This window comes from Streptacidiphilus melanogenes (genome assembly GCF_000787835.1).
In the GTDB taxonomy this organism is placed as follows: domain Bacteria; phylum Actinomycetota; class Actinomycetes; order Streptomycetales; family Streptomycetaceae; genus Streptacidiphilus; species Streptacidiphilus melanogenes.
This window is the reverse complement of sequence record NZ_BBPP01000054.1, coordinates 18,116-36,195: the sequence shown is the minus strand read 5'-3', so window position 1 is coordinate 36,195 and position 18,080 is coordinate 18,116. Positions and strand designations below refer to the sequence as shown.

Sequence of the window (18,080 nt, the reverse complement as noted above, 5' to 3'; positions counted from 1 at the left end):
ACCCGGACGGTGGCCCGTGGGCGGGGATTCACCGAACCGGACTAGTCATTTCGGGCTAGTCCACGCGAAGTGGACAAGTGGTGAGCGGGAACCGGATGCAGACGGCGGATCAGGTCGCTAATCAGATCGCCATCCCATAGACAATGGTGAAGAGCGTTCCCAGTGAACCGATGATGAACACGCCGGTCAGTCCAGCGATGATCAGCCCTTTGCCCTGTTCCGCGCTGAACGTGTCCCGCAGCGCCGTCGCGCCGATCCGCTGCTTGGCCGCGCCCCAGATCGCGATCGCCAGACAGCCGAGGATGGCCACCGCCATCACGACCTCCACCATCGTCCGGGCCTGGTTGCCCAGATTGGCGAACGGGCCCCAGTTGGGCGCGATGCCACCGATGATGGTGTTGATGTCACCCTTGCCAGCACTGAGATACACAACAACCACCCACCTGATCATCATTCAAAGCCCAGCGCCCGGCCGTGGCGAAGGGCCCAGCCCTATTCTTGGCCAGATCCGATGTCGACTTGGCCACTTCTTGAAGGTTCCCTGACGAGGCCCTCGTCACAACTGCCACGATGAGGCCGTTCGACTCGCGCTGATCGACTCGTGCAGGGGTCCGATCACGTCCTGACGTCGCTCGATCGACCCTACCGCTTACTGTCTGTATCACCGGTGATTGTCAGCGGCAACGCTGGCGCAGACACTGACGGATGACACCACGTGACCTGGTGCCCCGCACGGCCGGGAGGAGGCCCCCGATGGCGGTTCGACGCAGTACCGCGCTGCTCGGCGGCGGGGTCGCGGTCGGGCTGGTCGGGCTGTTCGGGTCCTTCGTGATGGCCGTGATGATCACGGCGGGGAACATCAACCAGGCCGCCGCCCAGGGCGCGACCACGCTCGCGCCCGGGACGGTCCCGACGGCGTACACGGGCCTGATCCAGCAGTGGGGCAACCTCTGCCCGGAACTGACGCCGCCTCTGCTCGCGGCGCAGCTCTACCAGGAGAGCGGCTTCGCGCCGGGCGCGGTCAGCCCGGTCGGCGCGCAGGGGATAGCGCAGTTCATGCCCGCCACCTGGAAGATCTACGGGATCGACCCCACCCACACCCACACGCCCAGCGTGTGGGACCCGGCCGACGCGATCCCCTCCGCCGCGTCCTACGACTGCCAGCTCGCCAAGGACACCGCGAGCGTGCCGGGCGACCGCACCTCGAACATGCTGGCCGCCTACAACGCCGGTCCCTACGCGGTGATCAGCGCGGGCGGCGTGCCGGCGATCGCGGAGACGCAGCACTACGTCCAGAACATCAAGAAGCTGGCCCAGTCCTTCACGGCCGCGACGACGGTCGCGTTCTCCTCCCAGGCGGCCGGGGCGATCTACTTCGCGCAGAGCAAGCTCGGCACCCCCTATCTGTGGGGCGGTGAGGGCCTGGCCTCCCAGGGCTACCGCTTCGACTGCAGCGGCCTCACCCAGGCCGCGTACGCCAGCGTCGGGATCAAGCTGCCCCGGGTCGCGGCCGACCAGTGGTACGCCGGCCCGCACCCCAGCCGGGACCAGCTCCAGCCCGGCGACCTGGTTTTCTTCTCGCACGACCCGCACGACCCTTCGCAGATCCACCACGTCGGGATCTACGTCGGCGGCGGCTACATGATCAACGCCCCGCACACGGGCGCGGTGATCCGCTACGACTCGATCGACTCCGAAGGCGACTACTTCGGCGCGACCCGGGTCACCACCGACGGCGCTGCGGCGCTGCCGACGGTTCAGGCCAACGGCACCATCGCGAACGGACAATGACGCCGCGTTGATGGTTCTCGTGTGTCGGTTGTGGCCAACCCGTGAGCGAAGGGCAACATTCCGATAACTTCCTGGGTGATCGGAACGCTTTGGGGCATTCGTTCCGTTGTGCCCGCTGTCAGGCGAGCACACTTGACCTTGGTGCAACGACGCAACGGGGGTTGCTCTACGGCTGTGGGCTGAGGAATGCGCGGAGGTGTACGGGGTGGTCACGCTGCTGGCAGACGGCGGTGGAAGCCTCGACTGGTCGTTGGTGTCGATGGTCAACGGCCTGGCGAAGAGCCTTCCGCACGCCCTGGACACCGCACTGGCCTTCATGGGGGAGTACGGGGTCCCGCTCGCTTCGGTGCTGCTGCTGGTCTTCGCATGGGCGTGGGCGCGGCGCGGCAAGGACGCGCCGGTCGCCGTCGCGGGCGTGCTGTGGGCCGGCCTCGCGTCAGGTCTGGCGCTGCTGCTGAACGTGCCCGTGCGGGCGATGGTCCAGCGCCCCAGACCCTTCGTCTCCCACCCGGGCCAGGTGGACCTGCTGATGAGCCATCAGGCGAACGGGTCCTTCGCGAGCGACCACGCCACGTTCACGATGGCGCTGGCGGTCGGCCTGATGCTGGTCGACCGGAGGCTCGGCCGCATCGGTATCGGCCTGGCCTTCGTCGAGGGGTTCCTGCGGGTCTTCATGGGCGTGCACTACCCCTCCGACGTGCTCGGCGGCTACGCGCTCGGCACCGCGACGGTGCTGCTGCTCGCGCCCGTGGCGATGGCCGTCCTGACGCCGTTTACCCACGCCCTGACCCGCACCGCGCTGCGACCGCTCGTCGTCGCCGCGCCCAACGCCTCCCGCGGCCGCGCCGCGACCGCAACGCCCCAGCCCTCCGGCACGGAGGAACCGCCGCACCACCTGGCCGCGTAGGCCGCGGCACCGCGCCGCGGCACGCCGCCCCTGGCTGAAGGCAGCAGCGGCCCTCGGTCGTAGGCCGGGATCGGCCCGCCTTCAGGCTCTCGCGAAGCGGTGCCCTTGGCGGAGGCCGACGTCGGCCGACGCTCTCGCGAGTGCCCGGGGCTGCCCGACCTCGTGGGAAAGCAGGGCGCGGCCGAGCCCGGCAGGGCAGACCGCCGCCCCCTCAGGTCAGGGGGATGCCCTGGGGGAAGCGGAAGAGGCCCTGGGGGTCGTAGGTGCGCTTGACCTGGCGCAGGCGGGTGGCGTTCGCGCCGTAGTAGGCCTGCTCCCAGCCGTGCAGTCCGGGGTCGATGTAGTTCTGGTATGCCTCGCCGCTCGCGTACGGCCGCATTGTGGTCCAGGCGTTGTTGATCCAGGACCAGGACTGGGAGGCCGCCGAGCCGCCGGTGACGCCCGCGGGGTAGTCCGCGGTGTACTGGGCGAGGAAGAGCGCGTTGCGGTGGACGAACGCGGTGTCCCCGGCGCCGACGCGGTTGATCGCGCCGCCCAGGGCGTCGAAGGCGATGGCCGCGTCGCCGCCCTTGGGGGCGTAGCTGCGGTAGCGGGCCACCGCCGCCACGACCGCGGCCGCGCCCGCACCCGTCAGGGGCTGGGTGAAGAAGTCCGAGCGCGCGCCGTAGGAGGAGCGCACCACCCGGCCCGCGCGGTTGTGGCCGGGCAGCACGCCGGGCAGGTGGGCCTGGGCCCCGGACTCGCCCGCGACGCCGCCCATGACCTGCATGGTCGTCAGGTACGAGGCGCTGTGCAGGGAGACGCTGGTCGGCCGCTCCGCGAGCCGGTCGATCAGGTTGGCGAGCTCGGTGCGCGAGCCGCCGAGCATGTTGACCGTCGACTGGACGCGCAGGTTGCCGTCCCAGGAGGCGGTGATGTGCAGGTTGGCCCAGAGGCTGTCCGGTGCGCTCGGCGCCCACCGCTGCCAGGCCTCCACGGCCTGCCGGGCGCGGGACCAGGGCCAGGACAGGAAGCCGTAGGCGCAGTCGTCGGCCGGGTGGGTTCTGAAGTCGAGGCGGGTGACGACGCCGAAGTTGCCGCCGCCCGCGCCGCGCAGCGCCCAGAAGAGGTCGGCGTCCTGTTGGGCGCTGACCTCGCGGATCCGGCCGTCGGGGGTGACGATCTCCGCGCCGATGAGGTTGTCGCAGGTCAGGCCATTGGCCCGACCGGTGACGCCGACGCCGCCGCCGAGCGTGAGACCGCTGACGCCGACGCTCGGGCAGGAGCCTGCGGGGATCGTGCGGCCGGACGCGGCGAGGCGGGTGTAGACGTCGATCAGTCGCGCACCCGCGCCGATGCTCGCGGTGGCGCCGCTCGCGCTGACCGTGCCGAGCTGTCCCACGTCGATGACCAGGCCGTTGCTGACGGTGGACCAGCCGGCGTAGCTGTGCCCGCCGTTGCGCGGCACGATCGGCACCCCGGAGCTGCGCGCGAAGGCGATGCAGGTGGCGACGTCCTTCGCGTTCGCGACGTAGGCGACGGCAGCCGGCCGCACGCTGTCGAAGCGCGGCTGGAAGAGCTCCGCGGCCTCGCCGAAGTCGGCCTGGCCCGGGCGGATCAACCGGCCGGAGAGCCGGTGGGCGAGGCCCGTCCAGTCGGGGGCGCTGCCGGAGACGGTGCGCGCGGCCGTGGTGACGCCGGTGCCGGCGCGAGCCGAGGCGGTGGCGGCCGCGGCGGGCCCGGACTTCGCGCCGCAGGCGGCGATGCCCACGCCCGCGGCGAGCGTCCCGCCCGCGAGCAGCAGGCTCCGACGCGTGGTTCCCTGGTCGCCCATGCTGATCCTTCTACCGCCCCGAGTGATGGTTACGCGGGAGTAGACGTGCATTCCCCCGGGAGGGTTGCAGACATCCCTACAAGCGCACCGGCGGGGGGTCCGCGCGGACGGCTACAGCGCCGTTCTCGGGTGGTGCTCGTCCGCGTCGCGACGGGCGCGGTCCCGGGAGCGCCGGGCGGGCGCGTACCAGCCGCAGCTGCAGCGGGCGACGGCGAAAGCGCCGTTCTCCGTTACGGACGTGATGTGCTCCGGAACCCCCTCGGCCCGCTGGTGCGGGATCGCCTGGGGCGCGTCGTGGGTCACGAATCAACGGTAACCCGGACAGCTCAGACACCGGTTGGGCCGGACGGCCGTAACCGCCCGGCGGGCGGCTCGTTGGGCACTGCGCGCACGCCACGCCGCGCACGCCGTGCCCAGGAGGACCGTATGTCTCGCCCGTACCGCCGCGCCTTCCACGCCGCAGCCGCCGTGACCTCGGTCGCCGCGGTCCTCGGCCTGGCCGCCTGCTCCTCTTCGGGGCAGACGGGCGCGAGCAACGACGCCCAGACCGTCAAGGTGAACCCGGCGGATGACCACCTGGCGGCCGACCCGCTCTCCGCGGTGCGTGCCGCAGCCGACATCACCGGGCACAACGGTTCGATCCAGGACGTCACCACCCTGCACACGGTCGCGGGGAAGAAGCAGATGACGCTGCACGGCGCGGGCGTCTACGACTACTCGAACCACCTCGGTCGGCTGGAGATCAACGTCCCGGCCGGCAGCGCCACCCCGGCGGGCAAGCTGACGGAGATCGTCGGCCCGGGGGTGGTCTACCTGCAGAACCCCGGCGCCAAGGTGCCCGTCGGCAAGTGGGTCAAGCTCCAGGTCCAGCAGCTCGGCGACGGCAACCTGGTCAGCAGCGGCGCCACCGATCCGGCCAGCGCCGCCGACGCGCTGCGCGGCGCGCAGACGGCCGAGCTCGTCGGCTCGGCCACGGTGAACGGCGTGGTCCTCCAGCACTACAAGGGCACGCTGGATCTCACCGAGGCGGCCAAGGCCACCGGCGGCCCCGCCAGTGCCGGGCTGGCGCTCGCCGCGCACACCTTCACTGTCAAGAAGGTGCCCTACGAGGTCTGGCTGGACGAGCACGGCCGCATCAACAAGGTCGTCGAGGTCTTCACCTTCTCCAACGTTCCCGGGTCGACGGCGGCCAAGGACCAGGTCGTGGTGACCTCCACCAGCGAGTTCTCCGGTTTCGGCACGCCGGTCCAGGTCGCGCTTCCCGCCGACGCGGACGTGGTCGGGCCGAGTGCGGCGGCCAGCGCCAAGTAGCGCAGGGCCGTCGCGCCCGCAAGGAGTGCGCAGCCGCCGCGTGCAAAATGGCCCAGACGTGCCATGCACGCCCGGCACGGGGTGCCTACTCTGTAAGGAGTTGACTCCCCGTCGGCGGTGAGGAGGTGGCACGCGTGGCTGCGGACGACCTGGTCGCCCTGTCGGAGATCGAGATGTACAGCGATCTCATCATCGCGGCCGCCGCGACCCCGGGCGAGCGGCTCACCGAGGAGCGGATCGACACCATCCTCCGCGTGGAGCGGGACCCCAAGATGCCCCGGGTCCCGCAGCAGCGGATCAGCGGGGAGCACCCGCCCCAGGGCCTTTGATCCGAGAAGGTGATCAGGACCGCAGCAGCCGGGAAATCGCCGCGGTCGCCTCGGCGACTTTCTCCTCGGCCTCCGCTCCGCCCTTCTCCATGGCGTCAGCGACGCAGTGCCGCAGGTGCTCCTCCAGCAGGCTGAGCGCGAAGGACTGGAGCGCCTTGGTGCTCGCGGAGACCTGGGTGAGGATGTCGATGCAGTAGGTGTCGTTCTCGACCATCCGCTGCAGGCCGCGGACCTGGCCCTCGATCCGGCGCAGCCGCTTGACGTGGTCGTCCTTGCGTGCGCTGTACCCGTGAGGTCCGCTGGGCGCCGAGTGCGTCGTCTCGGCGTGCTGCGTCTCTTCGGCGGCCAGGGCTTCCACGGCGTCCATGCCCCCCATGGTAGGTGGGACGGGCTCGATCCGGTCACGGGTGGATATCGAATATCGGCGCGGTCGGCACCTGAGGGTGACCGCTGTGCCAGTGCGTACGCAAGGATGATTTCCGTTGCTCCGTGTCAGCGGTAACACCCCGGTGTGCGCAAAGTGCGGACGCAGCGCCTAGCATCGCTACGTCCGCCCCTGTACTTCGGAGACTTTTGTGCGTATTCGTCTGACCCCTCGGGAGACGAGCTTCTATGACTTGTTCGCCGCCTCGGCGAACAACCTCGTCACTGGCTCCAAGCTCCTGCTGGAACTGCTCGGCGCAGACGTCGCCGCGCGGGCGGAGATCGCCGACCGGATGCGCGCGGCGGAGCACGCGGGCGACGAGTCGACCCACGCGATCTTCCACCAGCTGAACTCGTCGTTCATCACGCCGTTCGACCGTGAGGACATCTACGCGCTGGCTTCTTCGCTCGACGACATCATGGACTTCATGGAGGAGGCCGTCGACCTGACGGTGCTCTACGAGGTGGAGACCCTGCCCAAGGGCGTCGAGCAGCAGATCGAGGTGCTGGCCAGGGCCGCGGACCTGACCGCGGCGGCGATGCCGAACCTGCGGACGATGGACAACCTCACCGAGTACTGGATCGAGATCAACCGGCTGGAGAACCAGGCCGACCAGATCCACAGGAAGCTGCTCGCGCACCTGTTCAGCGGCCAGTACGAGGCCATAGAGGTGCTGAAGCTCAAGCAGATCGTCGACGTCCTCGAAGAGGCCGCCGACGCGTTCGAACATGTGGCGAACACGGTGGAGACCATCGCCGTCAAGGAGTCCTGAACCTCTCGTGGACATCTTCGGACTGGTCCTGGTCATTGCTGTCGCCTTCGGCTTCGCCTACACCAACGGCTTCCACGACTCCGCGAACGCGATCGCGACCTCGGTCTCGACGCGGGCGCTGACCCCCAGGGCCGCGCTGCTGATGGCGGCCGTGATGAACCTGCTCGGCGCGTTCCTCGGTGAGGGCGTCGCGCAGACCGTCAGCAAGGGCATCATCGCCACTCCGACCGGCAGCAACGGCATGGTCGTGCTGTGGTCCGCGCTGATCGGCGCGATCGTGTGGAACCTGGTCACCTGGTACTTCGGCCTCCCGTCGTCCTCCACACACGCGCTGTTCGGCGGCATGGTGGGCGCGGCACTGGCGAGCGGGACGACCGTCTTCTGGTCGGGCCTGCTGGACAAGGTGATCATCCCGATGCTGACCTCGCCGGTCGCCGGCCTGGCGCTCGGCTTCCTGGTGATGCTCGGCGTCCTGTGGATCTTCCGCCACTCCAACCCGCATCGCGCCAAGCGCGGGTTCCGGATGGCGCAGACGGTCTCGGCGGCGGCGATGGCGCTCGGCCACGGTCTGCAGGACACGCAGAAGACCATGGGTGTCGTGGTGATGGCGCTGACCATCTCCGGCCACTACTCGGGATCGAACATCCCGACCTGGGTGAAGATCTCGACCGCCGTCGTCATGGCACTGGGCACCTGGGCGGGCGGCTGGCGCATCATGCGCACGCTGGGCCGCAGGATCATCGAGCTGGATCCGCCGCAGGGTTTCGCGGCCGAGTCCGTCTCGGCGCTGGTCCTGTACGTGACGTCCTACGTCTACAAGGTGCCGGTCTCCACGACCCACATCATGACCTCCGCGATCATGGGCGTGGGCGCGACGAAGCGGGTCCGCGCGGTCCGCTGGGGCGTCGCCAAGGACATCGTCCTCGGCTGGTTCATCACCCTCCCGGCAGCGGGCGTGGTCGCGGCGCTGGTCTACTGGCTCAGCTGGGCGATCGTCGGCTAGGCGCCGCGCCCCGGGGCACCACCAAGGGCGCGAGAACGCGAGCAACCACCCTGAGCGGATGGCCCCGAACATTCGGGTCTCCACGTGGGTGAGTGGCTTGTCGCGCAGTTCGCCGCCCCTGCCTGGTGCAACTGCCTGCCCGAGCGAACCTGGACGGGGTCGCGCCCACGCGGCGGAGCCGAAGGCAGCGCACAACGAAGGGTCCGACTCCCCCGGAGGGGGAGTCGGACCCTTCGTTGTTGACCCTCCGCGGCGGCACCGCCTAGTAGCGCCGCGGAGGAGTTCTCGGGGCGGGAGCCGTCAGCCGAAGCGGCCGGAGATGTAGTCCTCGGTGGCCTGGACCGACGGGTTGGAGAAGATCTTCTCCGTCGAGTCGATCTCGATCAGGCGGCCCGGCTGGCCCACGCCCGCCAGGTTGAAGAACGCCGTCCGGTCGCTGACGCGCGCGGCCTGCTGCATGTTGTGGGTCACGATGACGATCGTGAACTGCTCCTTGAGCTGGCCGATCAGGTCCTCGATGGCGAGGGTGGAGATCGGGTCCAGGGCGGAGCAGGGCTCGTCCATCAGCAGGACCCGCGGCTCGACCGCGATCGCGCGGGCGATGCAGAGACGCTGCTGCTGACCGCCGGAGAGGCCCGCGCCGGGCTTGTCCAGGCGGTCCTTGACCTCGTTCCACAGGTTCGCGCCGCGCAGCGAGCGCTCGACGGCCTCGTCGACGACCTTCTTGTTGCGGACGCCGTTCAGCTTGAGGCCGGCGGCGACGTTCTCCTTGATCGACATCGTGGGGAACGGGTTCGGCCGCTGGAAGACCATGCCGACGGTGCGGCGAACCGCGACCGGGTCGATGTTCGCGCCGTAGAGGTTCTCGTCGTCGAGCATGACCTTGCCCTCGACGCGGGCCCCGGGGATCACCTCGTGCATGCGGTTCAGGGTCCGCAGGAAGGTGGACTTGCCGCAGCCGGACGGGCCGATGAAGGCCGTCACCGTGCGGGGCTCGATGGTCATGGAGATGTCCTCCACGGCCCGGAAATTGCCGTAGTACGCGTTCAGTCCGCTGACGTCGATGCGCTTGGCCATGATGTGTCTTTCGCTTTCTACAAGTCTTCTGGATGCCGGGTTGCCGGGAAGCGCACGTCAGCGCGTGGCGCCCTTGGGGGCCTTCCAGCGGGCGATGCCGCGGGCGACCAGGTTGAGGATCATGACCACCGCGATCAGGACCAGGGCACCACCCCAGGCGCGGGCCTGGGACTGGTCGGTGCCCCTCGAGTACTCGGTCCACACGAAGAGCGGGAGCGAGGACTGCGGGTTGTTGAAGGGGTCCATGTTGATCGTGTCGGCGCCGAAGACCAGCATCAGGATCGGTGCGGTCTCACCGACGATGCGGGCGACGGCCAGCATCACGCCGGTGACGATGCCGCCGAGGGCGGTCGGCAGAACGACGCGGGTGATGGTGAGCCACTTCGGCACGCCGAGGGCCAGGGAGGCCTCACGCAGCTCGTTCGGGACGAGCTTGAGCATCTCCTCGGTGGAGCGCACGACCACCGGCAGCATCAGGATCGCCAGTGCCAGCGCGCCTGCGAAGCCGGTGAACGGCATGTTGAGGATGATGATCCAGAAGGACAGGATGAACAGGCCCGCCACGATGGACGGGACACCGGTCATGACATCGACGAAGAAGCTGACGGCCTTGGAGAGCTTGTTGCCCCGGCCGTACTCGACCAGGTAGACAGCGGTCAGGATGCCGATCGGCGCGGCGAGCAGGGACGCGATGGCGACCTGCTCCAGGGTGCCGATCAGGGCGTGGTAGAGGCCGCCGCCCTCCTGGTTGATCGCGACCCCGTTCATGGAGTGCGTCAGGAAGTTGGCGTTGATGACGCCGATGCCCTTGCTGATGGTCATCCACAGCACGGAGACCAGCGGCAGCAGGGCCAGCAGGAAGGCGACCCAGACGAGGCTGGTGGCCACGTAGTTCTTGGCGTGGCGACGGCCCTCGACGACGGCCGAGGTGACGTACTGGATGACCACGTAGAGGATCGCGGCGATCAGCAGCCACTGGGGCTTGCTGCTGAGGTTGAACCCGGCGCCGATGGCGACGGCCAGCAGTGCGGCCAGGGCCAGGTTGACGGCCGGCATCCAGCGCGGCAGGCGGCGCTCCGTCAGGGAGGAGCTCAGCTGGGACGTGGTGGCGAGGCTGCTCATCAGGCGTCAGCTCCCGAGTATTCCTTGCGACGGGCGATGATCAGGCGGGCGGCGCCGTTGACGAGCAGGGTGATCACGAACAGCACCAGACCGGCGGCGATGAGTGCGTCACGACCGGTGCCCTGGGACTCGCCGAACTGGTTGGCGATGGTCTGGGCGATGGTCGAGCCTGCGGGGTCCAGGATGTGCAGGTTGATCACGTAGGACGGCGAGAGCACCGTCGCCACGGCCATCGTCTCGCCCAGCGCGCGGCCGAGGCCGAGCATCGACGCGGAGATGATGCCGGAGCGGCCGAAGGGGATCACGGCGGTGCGGATCATCTCCCAGCGGGTCGCGCCGAGCGCGAGCGCGGCCTCCTCGTGGGCGCGGGGCACCTGGAGGAAGATCTCGCGGGAGACCGCGGTGATGATCGGCAGGATCATGATCGCCAGCACGATGCCGACGGTGAACAGGCTGCGCGGCTGAGTGCCGGGCTCGTTCTGGTGGAAGATGTACGTCCAGCCGAAGTACTGGTTCAGCCAGGCGTTGACGCCGATCATGTGCGGCACGAGGAAGAGCGCGCCCCACAGACCGAAGACGATCGAGGGGACCGCGGCGAGCAGGTCGACGACGTAGCCGAGGGCCTGGGCGATGCGGCGCGGCGCGTAGTGCGAGATGAACAGCGCGATGCCGAGCGCGACCGGCACGGCGATCACCATGGCGACGACGGCGCTGATGAGCGTGCCGATCGCGATGGCCGCGATGCCGAAGGTGATCGGGTCGGCCTGGGTCTGCCAGTCGGACGTGGTGAGGAAGTTGCCGTGGTCGGCGCTGATCGCGCTGACCGCGCGGACGGTGAGGAAGGCCGCGATGGCAGCCATGATCACCAGAAGCGCGATGCCGCTGCCGCTGGACGCGAGCTTGAAGATCGCGTCGCCGCGTCGGCCCGTGTTGCCGCCGTCGGACAACGACGAACGGCCCCGCTGCGGCGAGGAGCCGGCGAGGTGGGAGGCTGCGGAGGCGGCGCCCTGGTTGGGCTGCGGGTCGCTCGGGGGTGCGCTTGTGTCGCGTGGGGTTTCCATGAGATCTCCGGTCTGGTGGCGCGGACCCTGCTGGGTCTGCGCCTGGCGGCGGTGCACCGGACGTGAGTGAGCGTTCGAGGCTCGGTGACGGTTCATTGCGAAGGATCTGTCCCAGTGGCGCGGGGGCCGGCGTCGGACGCCGGCCCCCGCAACCTCTCAGGTCTCAAGAAGGCTCGCGGACGAGCCGCGGGACCTTAGGACAGGCCGTTGATCGTGGTCTTGACCTGGGCCTGCAGGCTCGCCGGCAGCGGGAAGTAGCCGAGGCTGGCGACCGAGCTCTGGCCGGCGGTGCTGGAGATGTAGTTCAGGAACGCCTTCAGCGTCGGCAGGGTGGACGGGGCGTTGCCCTTGTCGCAGGCGATCTCGTAGGTCACCAGGTCGATCGGGTAGGCGCCGTCGGCCTTGGTGGTGTACGCCGAGGTCAGGTCCAGCGTCAGGTCGGGGGCGGTGCCGGTGACCTTGGCGTCGGCGATGGCCTTGGAGGCGGCGTCGGTGGAGACGGCGACCGGGGCGGAGGCGCCGGTCGCGATCTGCGCGGTGGTGATGTTCTGCTGGGTCGCGTAGGACAGCTCGAAGTAGGAGATCGAGCCCTGGACCTGCTTGACCTGAGCCGCGAGACCGGCGGAGCCGTTGGCGGCCTGGCCACCCTTGGCCGCCCACAGCTTGTTCGGCTGCAGGGTGTAGTCGGTCGGGGCGGCGGCGGCCAGGTAGGCGGTGAAGTTGGCGGTGGTGCCGGAGCCGTCCGAACGGTGGAACGTCTGGATCGGCAGGCTCGGCAGGGTGGCCGTCGGGTTCAGCTTCTTGATGGCCGCGTCGTCCCACTTGGTGATCTTGCCGGTGAAGATCTGGGCCAGGGTGGGGGCGTCGAGCACCAGGTTGGAGACACCGGGCAGGTTGTAGCCGATGGCGATCGGGCCACCGATCATCGGGATGTTGATGCCCTTGCCGCCGCTCTTGCAGGCGGTGCCCTCGGTCTTGGCGACGTCCGCCGGCTTCATGGCGGCGTCGGAGCCCGCGAAGGCGACCTTGCCGGACTGGAACGAGGTGATGCCAGCGCCGGAGCCGGTGGCCTGGTAGTTGACGGTCACGCCGGAGCAGGCGGCCTGGAAGTCCTTGACCCACTGGGTCACCGCGTTGGCCTGGGCGGTGGAGCCCGCACCGAGCAGCTGGCCGGTGGCGCCGGAGCAGGCGATGCTGCTCGCCGCGGCGGAGGAACCGCCGGCGGCCGGGCTGCTGCTGGAGGAGGCGTTGCTGTTGTTGTCGGAGCCGCACGCCGCGAGCGTCAGCGAGCTGACGACCGCCAGGGCGCCGATGGCGAGGGCCTTGGTGCGGCCGTTGCGCTGGAGCTTCACTTGGTGTCCCTTTCCTGGGTCCGCCGCCCGCGGGGAGGAAGGGGGGCAGCGGTTCATCACTGATGGCAGGAGGGCCGTTCGGCCTCCGGATGACACTGAAGTTAGGCAGACCAAGTGAAGCGTTCAGCCTGCGCAAATGAACGGAAAGTGAACCTGTGTCGGACACCGGGATACGCAGACCAGTAGTAACGGTTTCGCCACGGCAAGAGCACGTTCAGGGCACAGCCGGGATGCGCGTCGCGCACGTCCCACCAGTCTCACCCATCAGCGGCCGAGCTGCTCCAGGAGCGCGTCGACCAGGCCCCGGTCGTGCTCGTAGCTCAGCTGGGCCCGCGCCTGCGCGACCGGCAGCCAGCGCAGCGCGTCCACCTCGCGGTTGGGGACGAAGCGACCGGTCAGCAGGGTGGCCGACCAGTAGCGCACCCGCTTGATGCGGTCCCGGAACAGGTAGTGCTGGGTGGGCAGGCGACGGCCCAGCAACACCGTCATCCCGGTCTCCTCGCGGGCCTCGCGCAGGGCGGCCTCGCGGTGCTTCTCGCCCGGCTCCAGCTTGCCCTTGGGGAAGCTCCAGTCGTCGTACTTGGGCCGGTGCACCAGGGCCAGTTCGAGGCCGTGGGCCTTCTCGCGCCACAGGACGACCCCCGCGGCCTTGATCAACTCCATGCTGCGCGGCGCCCGATCCTCGTGCTTCGTCTTCTTCTTGTTCTTCTGGGTGTGGCCGGTCAGGTCGATCGGGCGAGCCATGGGTCGGTGAGCCATCCGGAGCTGTGGAATGCGGGCCAGGACACGCTGAAGGCGTGACGCGCGGCCTCCACCTCCAGACGCTGATCAGCATGCACCACTCCGAGCACGTATGCCGTCGCCGGAGTGATTCTGGGCGTGCGCGCCGCGAGCGCCGCCGCCTCGGCCGCGTCGGCGGCCTCCTGCTGCTGTTCGAGATGCCCGGCCAGCTCCGCCAGACCGGCGAGCGGCTGATCGGTGCGCTCGCCGAGCAGCGGCCGGCACACCTCCAGCGCGTAGCGGGCGTAGCGCACGGCGGCGCCGGCCCGCGTCCAGGCCGCGTCCTCGTGGGCGGCGGAGGGCGTGGGCTCGGCGGCCGGGACCGGCACGCGGTGCAGGGCGTCGCCGTTGTACGGCTGCACCGCGCGAGACAGCGGCAGCCGGGAGACGGTCAGCTCCAGGGCTTCGCCCATCCGGGCGGCGTGGCCGAGCAGGTGCTCGGGCGGGTTGCTCGCGACCGGGTCGCGCAGCGGCAGGTCCGAGACGAGAAGCGTCATCCGGTCCGCGAGCGAGTGGAAGCGGGAGGAGCCCAGCTCCTGCAGGGCCGCGGTGTGGCTGCGGGACCGGGCCAGGGTCAGCTGGCGCTCCAGCATCGCCCGCGCCTTGGGAGCGCCGGGGTGGTGGGCGAGCAGCCCGCCGACGACCGCCTCCGCCGGCCCGATCGGGTCGGCGGCCGTGCGCGGCGTCGGCACGCTCGCGTCGGTGCAGGTCAGCGAGTCGACCGCGGCGAGCAGCCGGGCCAGCCGCCGGGTGTAGCCGCGCTCCTGGCCCAGGGTGACCACGAGCGCGGCCAGGTCGCCGCGCAGGGTCTCGGCCCATATGGGCTCCAGCAGGGCGCCGAACCCGTGCAGGGCCCCGTCGACCCGGCGCAGTGTGCCCAGGTCGACGTCGGGCAGGGCCCGCAGGAAGCGCCCGGCCTGGTCGGCCAGATCCGCGGCCAGCAGACCCTCGGCCGAGGAGGCCCCGGCGAGGGGCGTCTCGTTCTCGGTCGTCATTCGGTCAGTCCCCGTTGCTTGCTCGGCCCGGCCACTTGCCTGGGCGTGGGTAAGGAGGTGGGAGTGGTGTCAGCTGGCGCCCGCACGTGTGCCCCAGCTGTCATCGCCGCGCCGGGAGCGGCGGCGGGAGTCGATGAGCAGTTCCTGGACGTTGCGCAGCGACCGCCCGTCGGCGTCGTGCGCGTGCCGGGTCCAGACGCCGTCCGGGCCCAGGTGCCACGACGAGGTGTCGTCGGCCATGCCGAGCTCCAGCAGGCCCTGGAGTTCGGCCCGGTGACCCGGGTCGGTGACGCGCAGCAGCGCCTCGATACGGCGGTCCAGGTTGCGGTGCATCATGTCCGCGCTGCCGATCCAGACCTCCGGATCGCCGCCGTTCTCGAACAGGAAGATCCGCGAGTGCTCCAGGAAGCGCCCGAGGATCGAGCGGACCCGGATGTTCTCGCTGAGCCCCGGCACGCCCGGCCGGATCGCGCAGATGCCGCGCACCCACACGTCCACCGGCACGCCCGCCATCGAGGCCCGGTAGAGGGCGTCGATGATGGCCTCGTCCACGATCGAGTTGACCTTGAACTGGATCCGCGCGGGCCGGCCGGCCCGGTGGTGCGCGATCTCGTCGTGGATCCGCTTGACCAGCCCCTGGCGCAGCGAGCGCGGTGCGACCAGCAGGCGGCGGTAGGACTCGCGGCGCGAGTACCCGGAGAGCCGGTTGAACAGGTCGGACAGGTCCGCGCCGACCTGCGGGTCGGCGGTCAGCACGCCGAGGTCCTCGTAGAGGCGGGCGGTCTTGGGGTGGTAGTTGCCGGTGCCGACATGCGCGTAGCGGCGCAGCGTGTCGCCCTCCTGGCGGACCACCAGGGAGAGCTTGCTGTGCGTCTTCAGCCCGATCAGGCCGTAGACGACGTGACAGCCGGCCTCCTCCAGCTTGCGGGCCCACTTGATGTTGGCCTGCTCGTCGAAGCGCGCCTTGATCTCGACCAGGACCAGCACCTGCTTGCCCGACTCGGCGGCGTCGATCAGCGCGTCCACGATCGGCGAGTCGCCGGAGGTGCGGTACAGCGTCTGCTTGATCGCCAGCACCTGCGGGTCGGCGGCGGCCTGCTCCAGGAAGGCCTGCACCGAGGTGGAGAACGAGTCGTACGGGTGGTGCAGCAGCACGTCCCGCTCGCGGACGGCGGCGAAGATGTCCGGCTGCGAGGCAGACTCCACGTCCGTGAGGCCGCGGGCGGTCCCGGCGACGAACGGCTGGTACTTCAGCTCGGGCCGGTCGGCGCCCGCGATCGCGAACAGGCCGGTCAGGTCGAGCGGACCGGGCAGCGGGTACACCTCGGCGGCGGAGATGTTCAGCTCGCGGACCAGCAGGTCCAGCACGTACGGGTCGATCGACTCCTCGACCTCCAGGCGCACCGGCGGGCCGAAGCGGCGCCGCATCAGCTCCTTCTCGAGCGCCTTGAGGATGTTCTCGGCGTCGTCCTCCTCGACCTCCAGGTCCTCGTTGCGGGTGACCCGGAAGGCGTGGTGGGCGAGCACCTCCATGCCCGGGAACAGGTACTCCAGGTGCGCGCCCATGACGTCCTCGAGCGGGACGTACCGGTTCGGCGAGGCCTCCAGGAAGCGCGACAGCGACTGCGGCACCTTCACGCGGGCGAAGTGCTTGTGCCCGCTGACGGGGTTGCGCACGACGACGGCGAGGTTGAGCGACAGCCCGGAGATGTACGGGAACGGGTGCGCCGGGTCGACCGCCAGCGGGGTCAGCACCGGGAAGATCTGCTGGCGGAACAGCGCGAGCAGGCGCGCCTGCTCCTTGTCGCTCAGCTCGCCCCAGCGCACGAGCTCGATGCCCTCGGCCGAAAGCTCGGGCATCACGTCCTGGTGGAAGCAGGCGGCGTGCCGGGCCATGAGCTCGCGGGACCGTGTCCATATGAGGTCGAGCACCTCGCGCGGCTGCAGACCGCTCGCGCTGCGCTGGGCGACGCCGGTCGCGATGCGGCGCTTGAGGCCGGCGACGCGGACCATGAAGAACTCGTCCAGGTTGCTGGCGAAGATCGCCAGGAACTTGGCGCGCTCCAGCAGCGGGGTCTCCGGGTCCTCGGCGAGCTCGAGCACACGCTCGTTGAAGGCGAGCCAGCTGCGCTCCCGGTCCAGGAACCGGTTCTCGGGCAGCGCCTCGGCGTCGAAGCCGTCGGGGAGGGTCATGTCCTCGGGCACGAGGACGGCACCGGGGGCGGCGCCCGCCACGCTGGCGGACGGGCCCGGCTTGGCGGGGAAGGGTGACGAGGCAGGCTGGGCGGTCATGGTCTGTGGCTCCTCCTGCGCGGCGTCATCCGCCCGCCGCCGCGGTGACGGGACGGATCGCATTTCGTGATCTTTGCAACGGCATTTGAACTCAAGGTAAATACAGCGTGGCCTGCAGGAAAGCTGAGGCGGTCGCCTGTGCTTCGTCTGCAGGCCTTTTTCGACGCCGGAACGACCGACGCGGCGCCTCAGGGGCTCAGCCGCGCACGCCGAACATCAGGTCCACCTCGTGCACCGTGAACCCCGCCCTTTCGTATACCCGCAGAGCGGCCGGGTTATCGGCGTCGACGTAGAGCATCACGGTCGGCAGCCCGCGAACGTCGCCCAGATGGCGCAGTCCGATCGCCGTCAGGGCCTTGCCGAGCCCGCTGCCCTGCTCGGTCGGGCTGACCCCGACCACGTAGACCTCGCCGAGCCCTCCCTCGACCTTCGTCCAGTGGAAACCGACCAGCTCGCCTTCACGCTCGGCCAGGAAGAAGCCGTCCGGGTCGAACCACGCCTCCGCCTCGCGCTCCTCGACGTCGCGGCGGGTCCAGGAGCCCTGCTCCGGGTGGTGCGCGAAGGCGGCGGCGTTCACCTTCAGCCACGCCTCCTCGTCCCGCCCCGGCTCGAAGGTCCGCACGGTGACGCCTTCGGGCAGCGGCGGCACGACGGGCGCGGGCCCGGTCCGGCGCAGCTGCCGCAGCTCGCGGACCAGCTCCAGGCCGAACTCCGCCGCGAGATGCCCGGCGCCCGGATGGCCGCCGTGCGCCCACATCCGGCGCGCGCCGCTGTTCAGCGTCCGGCGCAGCAGCGCCCGCCCGTACCCCTCGCGCCGCCGCGACGGGTCGATCACCAGCTCGGCGGCCCAGTCGGCGTCGATCTGCGCGTACCCGAGGAGCACGCCGTGCTCGTCCCTGCTGGTCAGGTGGTTCACGTCCGCCCGCCCACTGCGCAGGGCCAGCCTCCCCTGCTCCGAGACGGCCTGCCGCCCGTCCGCCTCCGCCGCGCGCTCCAGCAGCGCGGCGATCTCCTCACGCTCCGCAGTGTCCATACGTTCGACCATAGGGGA

Annotated in this window: 18 protein-coding genes; 6 read left to right on the top strand and 12 right to left on the bottom strand. The window is 70.2% G+C overall.

Translation table 11 applies throughout. The features are described 5' to 3' along the window. Positions 1–121: 121 nt before the first annotated feature. Positions 122–430 (bottom strand): DUF8827 family protein, encoded by a 309-nt coding sequence (locus TR49_RS35115; protein WP_042373303.1) that lies wholly within the window; start codon positions 428–430, stop codon positions 122–124. Between the two features lie 323 nt (positions 431–753). Here TR49_RS35115 and TR49_RS35110 point away from each other — a divergent pair, with 323 nt between their 5' ends. Continuing rightward, entirely contained in the window at positions 754–1,791 is a 1,038-nt protein-coding gene (locus TR49_RS35110) for a C40 family peptidase (RefSeq protein WP_042389455.1), read from the top strand. 196 nt (positions 1,792–1,987) lie between these two features. Then, positions 1,988–2,698 carry a phosphatase PAP2 family protein gene (locus TR49_RS35105; RefSeq protein WP_152627615.1) on the top strand — a complete coding sequence of 237 codons (711 nt, stop codon included), beginning with the start codon at positions 1,988–1,990 and terminating at the stop codon, positions 2,696–2,698. A gap of 211 nt (positions 2,699–2,909) precedes the next feature. On the opposite strand, the gene TR49_RS35100 is transcribed toward TR49_RS35105, so the two are convergent. Beyond that, positions 2,910–4,511: an FAD-binding oxidoreductase gene (locus tag TR49_RS35100; protein WP_084725745.1), complete on the bottom strand. Its 1,602-nt coding sequence runs from the start codon at positions 4,509–4,511 to the stop codon at positions 2,910–2,912. Positions 4,512–4,622: 111 nt separating this feature from the next. Next, positions 4,623–4,814 (bottom strand): hypothetical protein, encoded by a 192-nt coding sequence (locus tag TR49_RS35095; protein ID WP_042389449.1) that lies wholly within the window; start codon positions 4,812–4,814, stop codon positions 4,623–4,625. A gap of 123 nt (positions 4,815–4,937) precedes the next feature. Between TR49_RS35095 and TR49_RS35090 the strand changes: the two genes are divergently transcribed. Together TR49_RS35090 and TR49_RS35085 are read left to right on the top strand one after the other, a co-directional pair. After that, positions 4,938–5,822: an SCO4651 family lipoprotein gene (locus tag TR49_RS35090; RefSeq protein WP_042389446.1), complete on the top strand. Its 885-nt coding sequence runs from the start codon at positions 4,938–4,940 to the stop codon at positions 5,820–5,822. A gap of 134 nt (positions 5,823–5,956) precedes the next feature. After that, positions 5,957–6,151, top strand: coding sequence for a hypothetical protein (locus tag TR49_RS35085; RefSeq protein WP_042389443.1), 195 nt, complete (start codon positions 5,957–5,959; stop codon positions 6,149–6,151). Positions 6,152–6,164: 13 nt separating this feature from the next. On the opposite strand, the gene TR49_RS35080 is transcribed toward TR49_RS35085, so the two are convergent. Further along, the gene (locus TR49_RS35080) at positions 6,165–6,518 is read right to left on the bottom strand and encodes a metal-sensitive transcriptional regulator (RefSeq protein WP_042389441.1); all 354 of its coding nucleotides are present in this window, start codon (positions 6,516–6,518) and stop codon (positions 6,165–6,167) included. A gap of 208 nt (positions 6,519–6,726) precedes the next feature. On the opposite strand from TR49_RS35080, the gene TR49_RS35075 reads away from it, so the two are divergent. Together TR49_RS35075 and TR49_RS35070 are read left to right on the top strand one after the other, a co-directional pair. Continuing rightward, positions 6,727–7,347 (top strand): DUF47 domain-containing protein, encoded by a 621-nt coding sequence (locus TR49_RS35075; protein ID WP_042389438.1) that lies wholly within the window; start codon positions 6,727–6,729, stop codon positions 7,345–7,347. A gap of 7 nt (positions 7,348–7,354) precedes the next feature. After that, positions 7,355–8,350, top strand: a complete 996-nt coding sequence (locus tag TR49_RS35070) for an inorganic phosphate transporter (protein WP_042389436.1) — start codon at positions 7,355–7,357, stop codon at positions 8,348–8,350. Between the two features lie 300 nt (positions 8,351–8,650). Here the strand turns inward: TR49_RS35070 and pstB are convergent, their stop codons facing one another. The 8 genes from pstB to mshD form a co-directional block, all read right to left on the bottom strand. Then, a complete protein-coding gene (gene pstB, locus TR49_RS35065; RefSeq protein WP_042389432.1) occupies positions 8,651–9,427 on the bottom strand; it encodes a phosphate ABC transporter ATP-binding protein PstB in 777 nt (258 codons plus the stop codon). A 57-nt stretch (positions 9,428–9,484) separates the two neighbouring features. Next, positions 9,485–10,549 (bottom strand): phosphate ABC transporter permease PstA, encoded by a 1,065-nt coding sequence (gene pstA / locus TR49_RS35060; RefSeq protein WP_042389428.1) that lies wholly within the window; start codon positions 10,547–10,549, stop codon positions 9,485–9,487. Continuing rightward, complete coding sequence (gene pstC / locus TR49_RS35055; protein ID WP_084725746.1) at positions 10,549–11,610, bottom strand: phosphate ABC transporter permease subunit PstC; 1,062 nt, start codon at positions 11,608–11,610, stop codon at positions 10,549–10,551. Before pstC ends, pstA begins: the two co-directional genes overlap by 1 nt. Before the next feature lie 194 nt (positions 11,611–11,804). Beyond that, positions 11,805–12,962: a phosphate ABC transporter substrate-binding protein PstS gene (gene pstS, locus TR49_RS35050; RefSeq protein WP_042389424.1), complete on the bottom strand. Its 1,158-nt coding sequence runs from the start codon at positions 12,960–12,962 to the stop codon at positions 11,805–11,807. A 264-nt stretch (positions 12,963–13,226) separates the two neighbouring features. Then, positions 13,227–13,706: an NUDIX hydrolase gene (locus TR49_RS35045; RefSeq protein ID WP_439654153.1), complete on the bottom strand. Its 480-nt coding sequence runs from the start codon at positions 13,704–13,706 to the stop codon at positions 13,227–13,229. Continuing rightward, the gene (locus TR49_RS35040) at positions 13,685–14,737 is read right to left on the bottom strand and encodes a CHAD domain-containing protein (protein WP_042389422.1); all 1,053 of its coding nucleotides are present in this window, start codon (positions 14,735–14,737) and stop codon (positions 13,685–13,687) included. Before TR49_RS35040 ends, TR49_RS35045 begins: the two co-directional genes overlap by 22 nt. Positions 14,738–14,806: 69 nt before the next feature. Then, positions 14,807–17,029, bottom strand: coding sequence for an RNA degradosome polyphosphate kinase (locus TR49_RS35035; RefSeq protein ID WP_042389419.1), 2,223 nt, complete (start codon positions 17,027–17,029; stop codon positions 14,807–14,809). A gap of 196 nt (positions 17,030–17,225) precedes the next feature. Then, positions 17,226–18,062 (bottom strand): mycothiol synthase, encoded by an 837-nt coding sequence (gene mshD / locus TR49_RS35030; protein ID WP_236653665.1) that lies wholly within the window; start codon positions 18,060–18,062, stop codon positions 17,226–17,228. Positions 18,063–18,080: the final 18 nt, after the last annotated feature.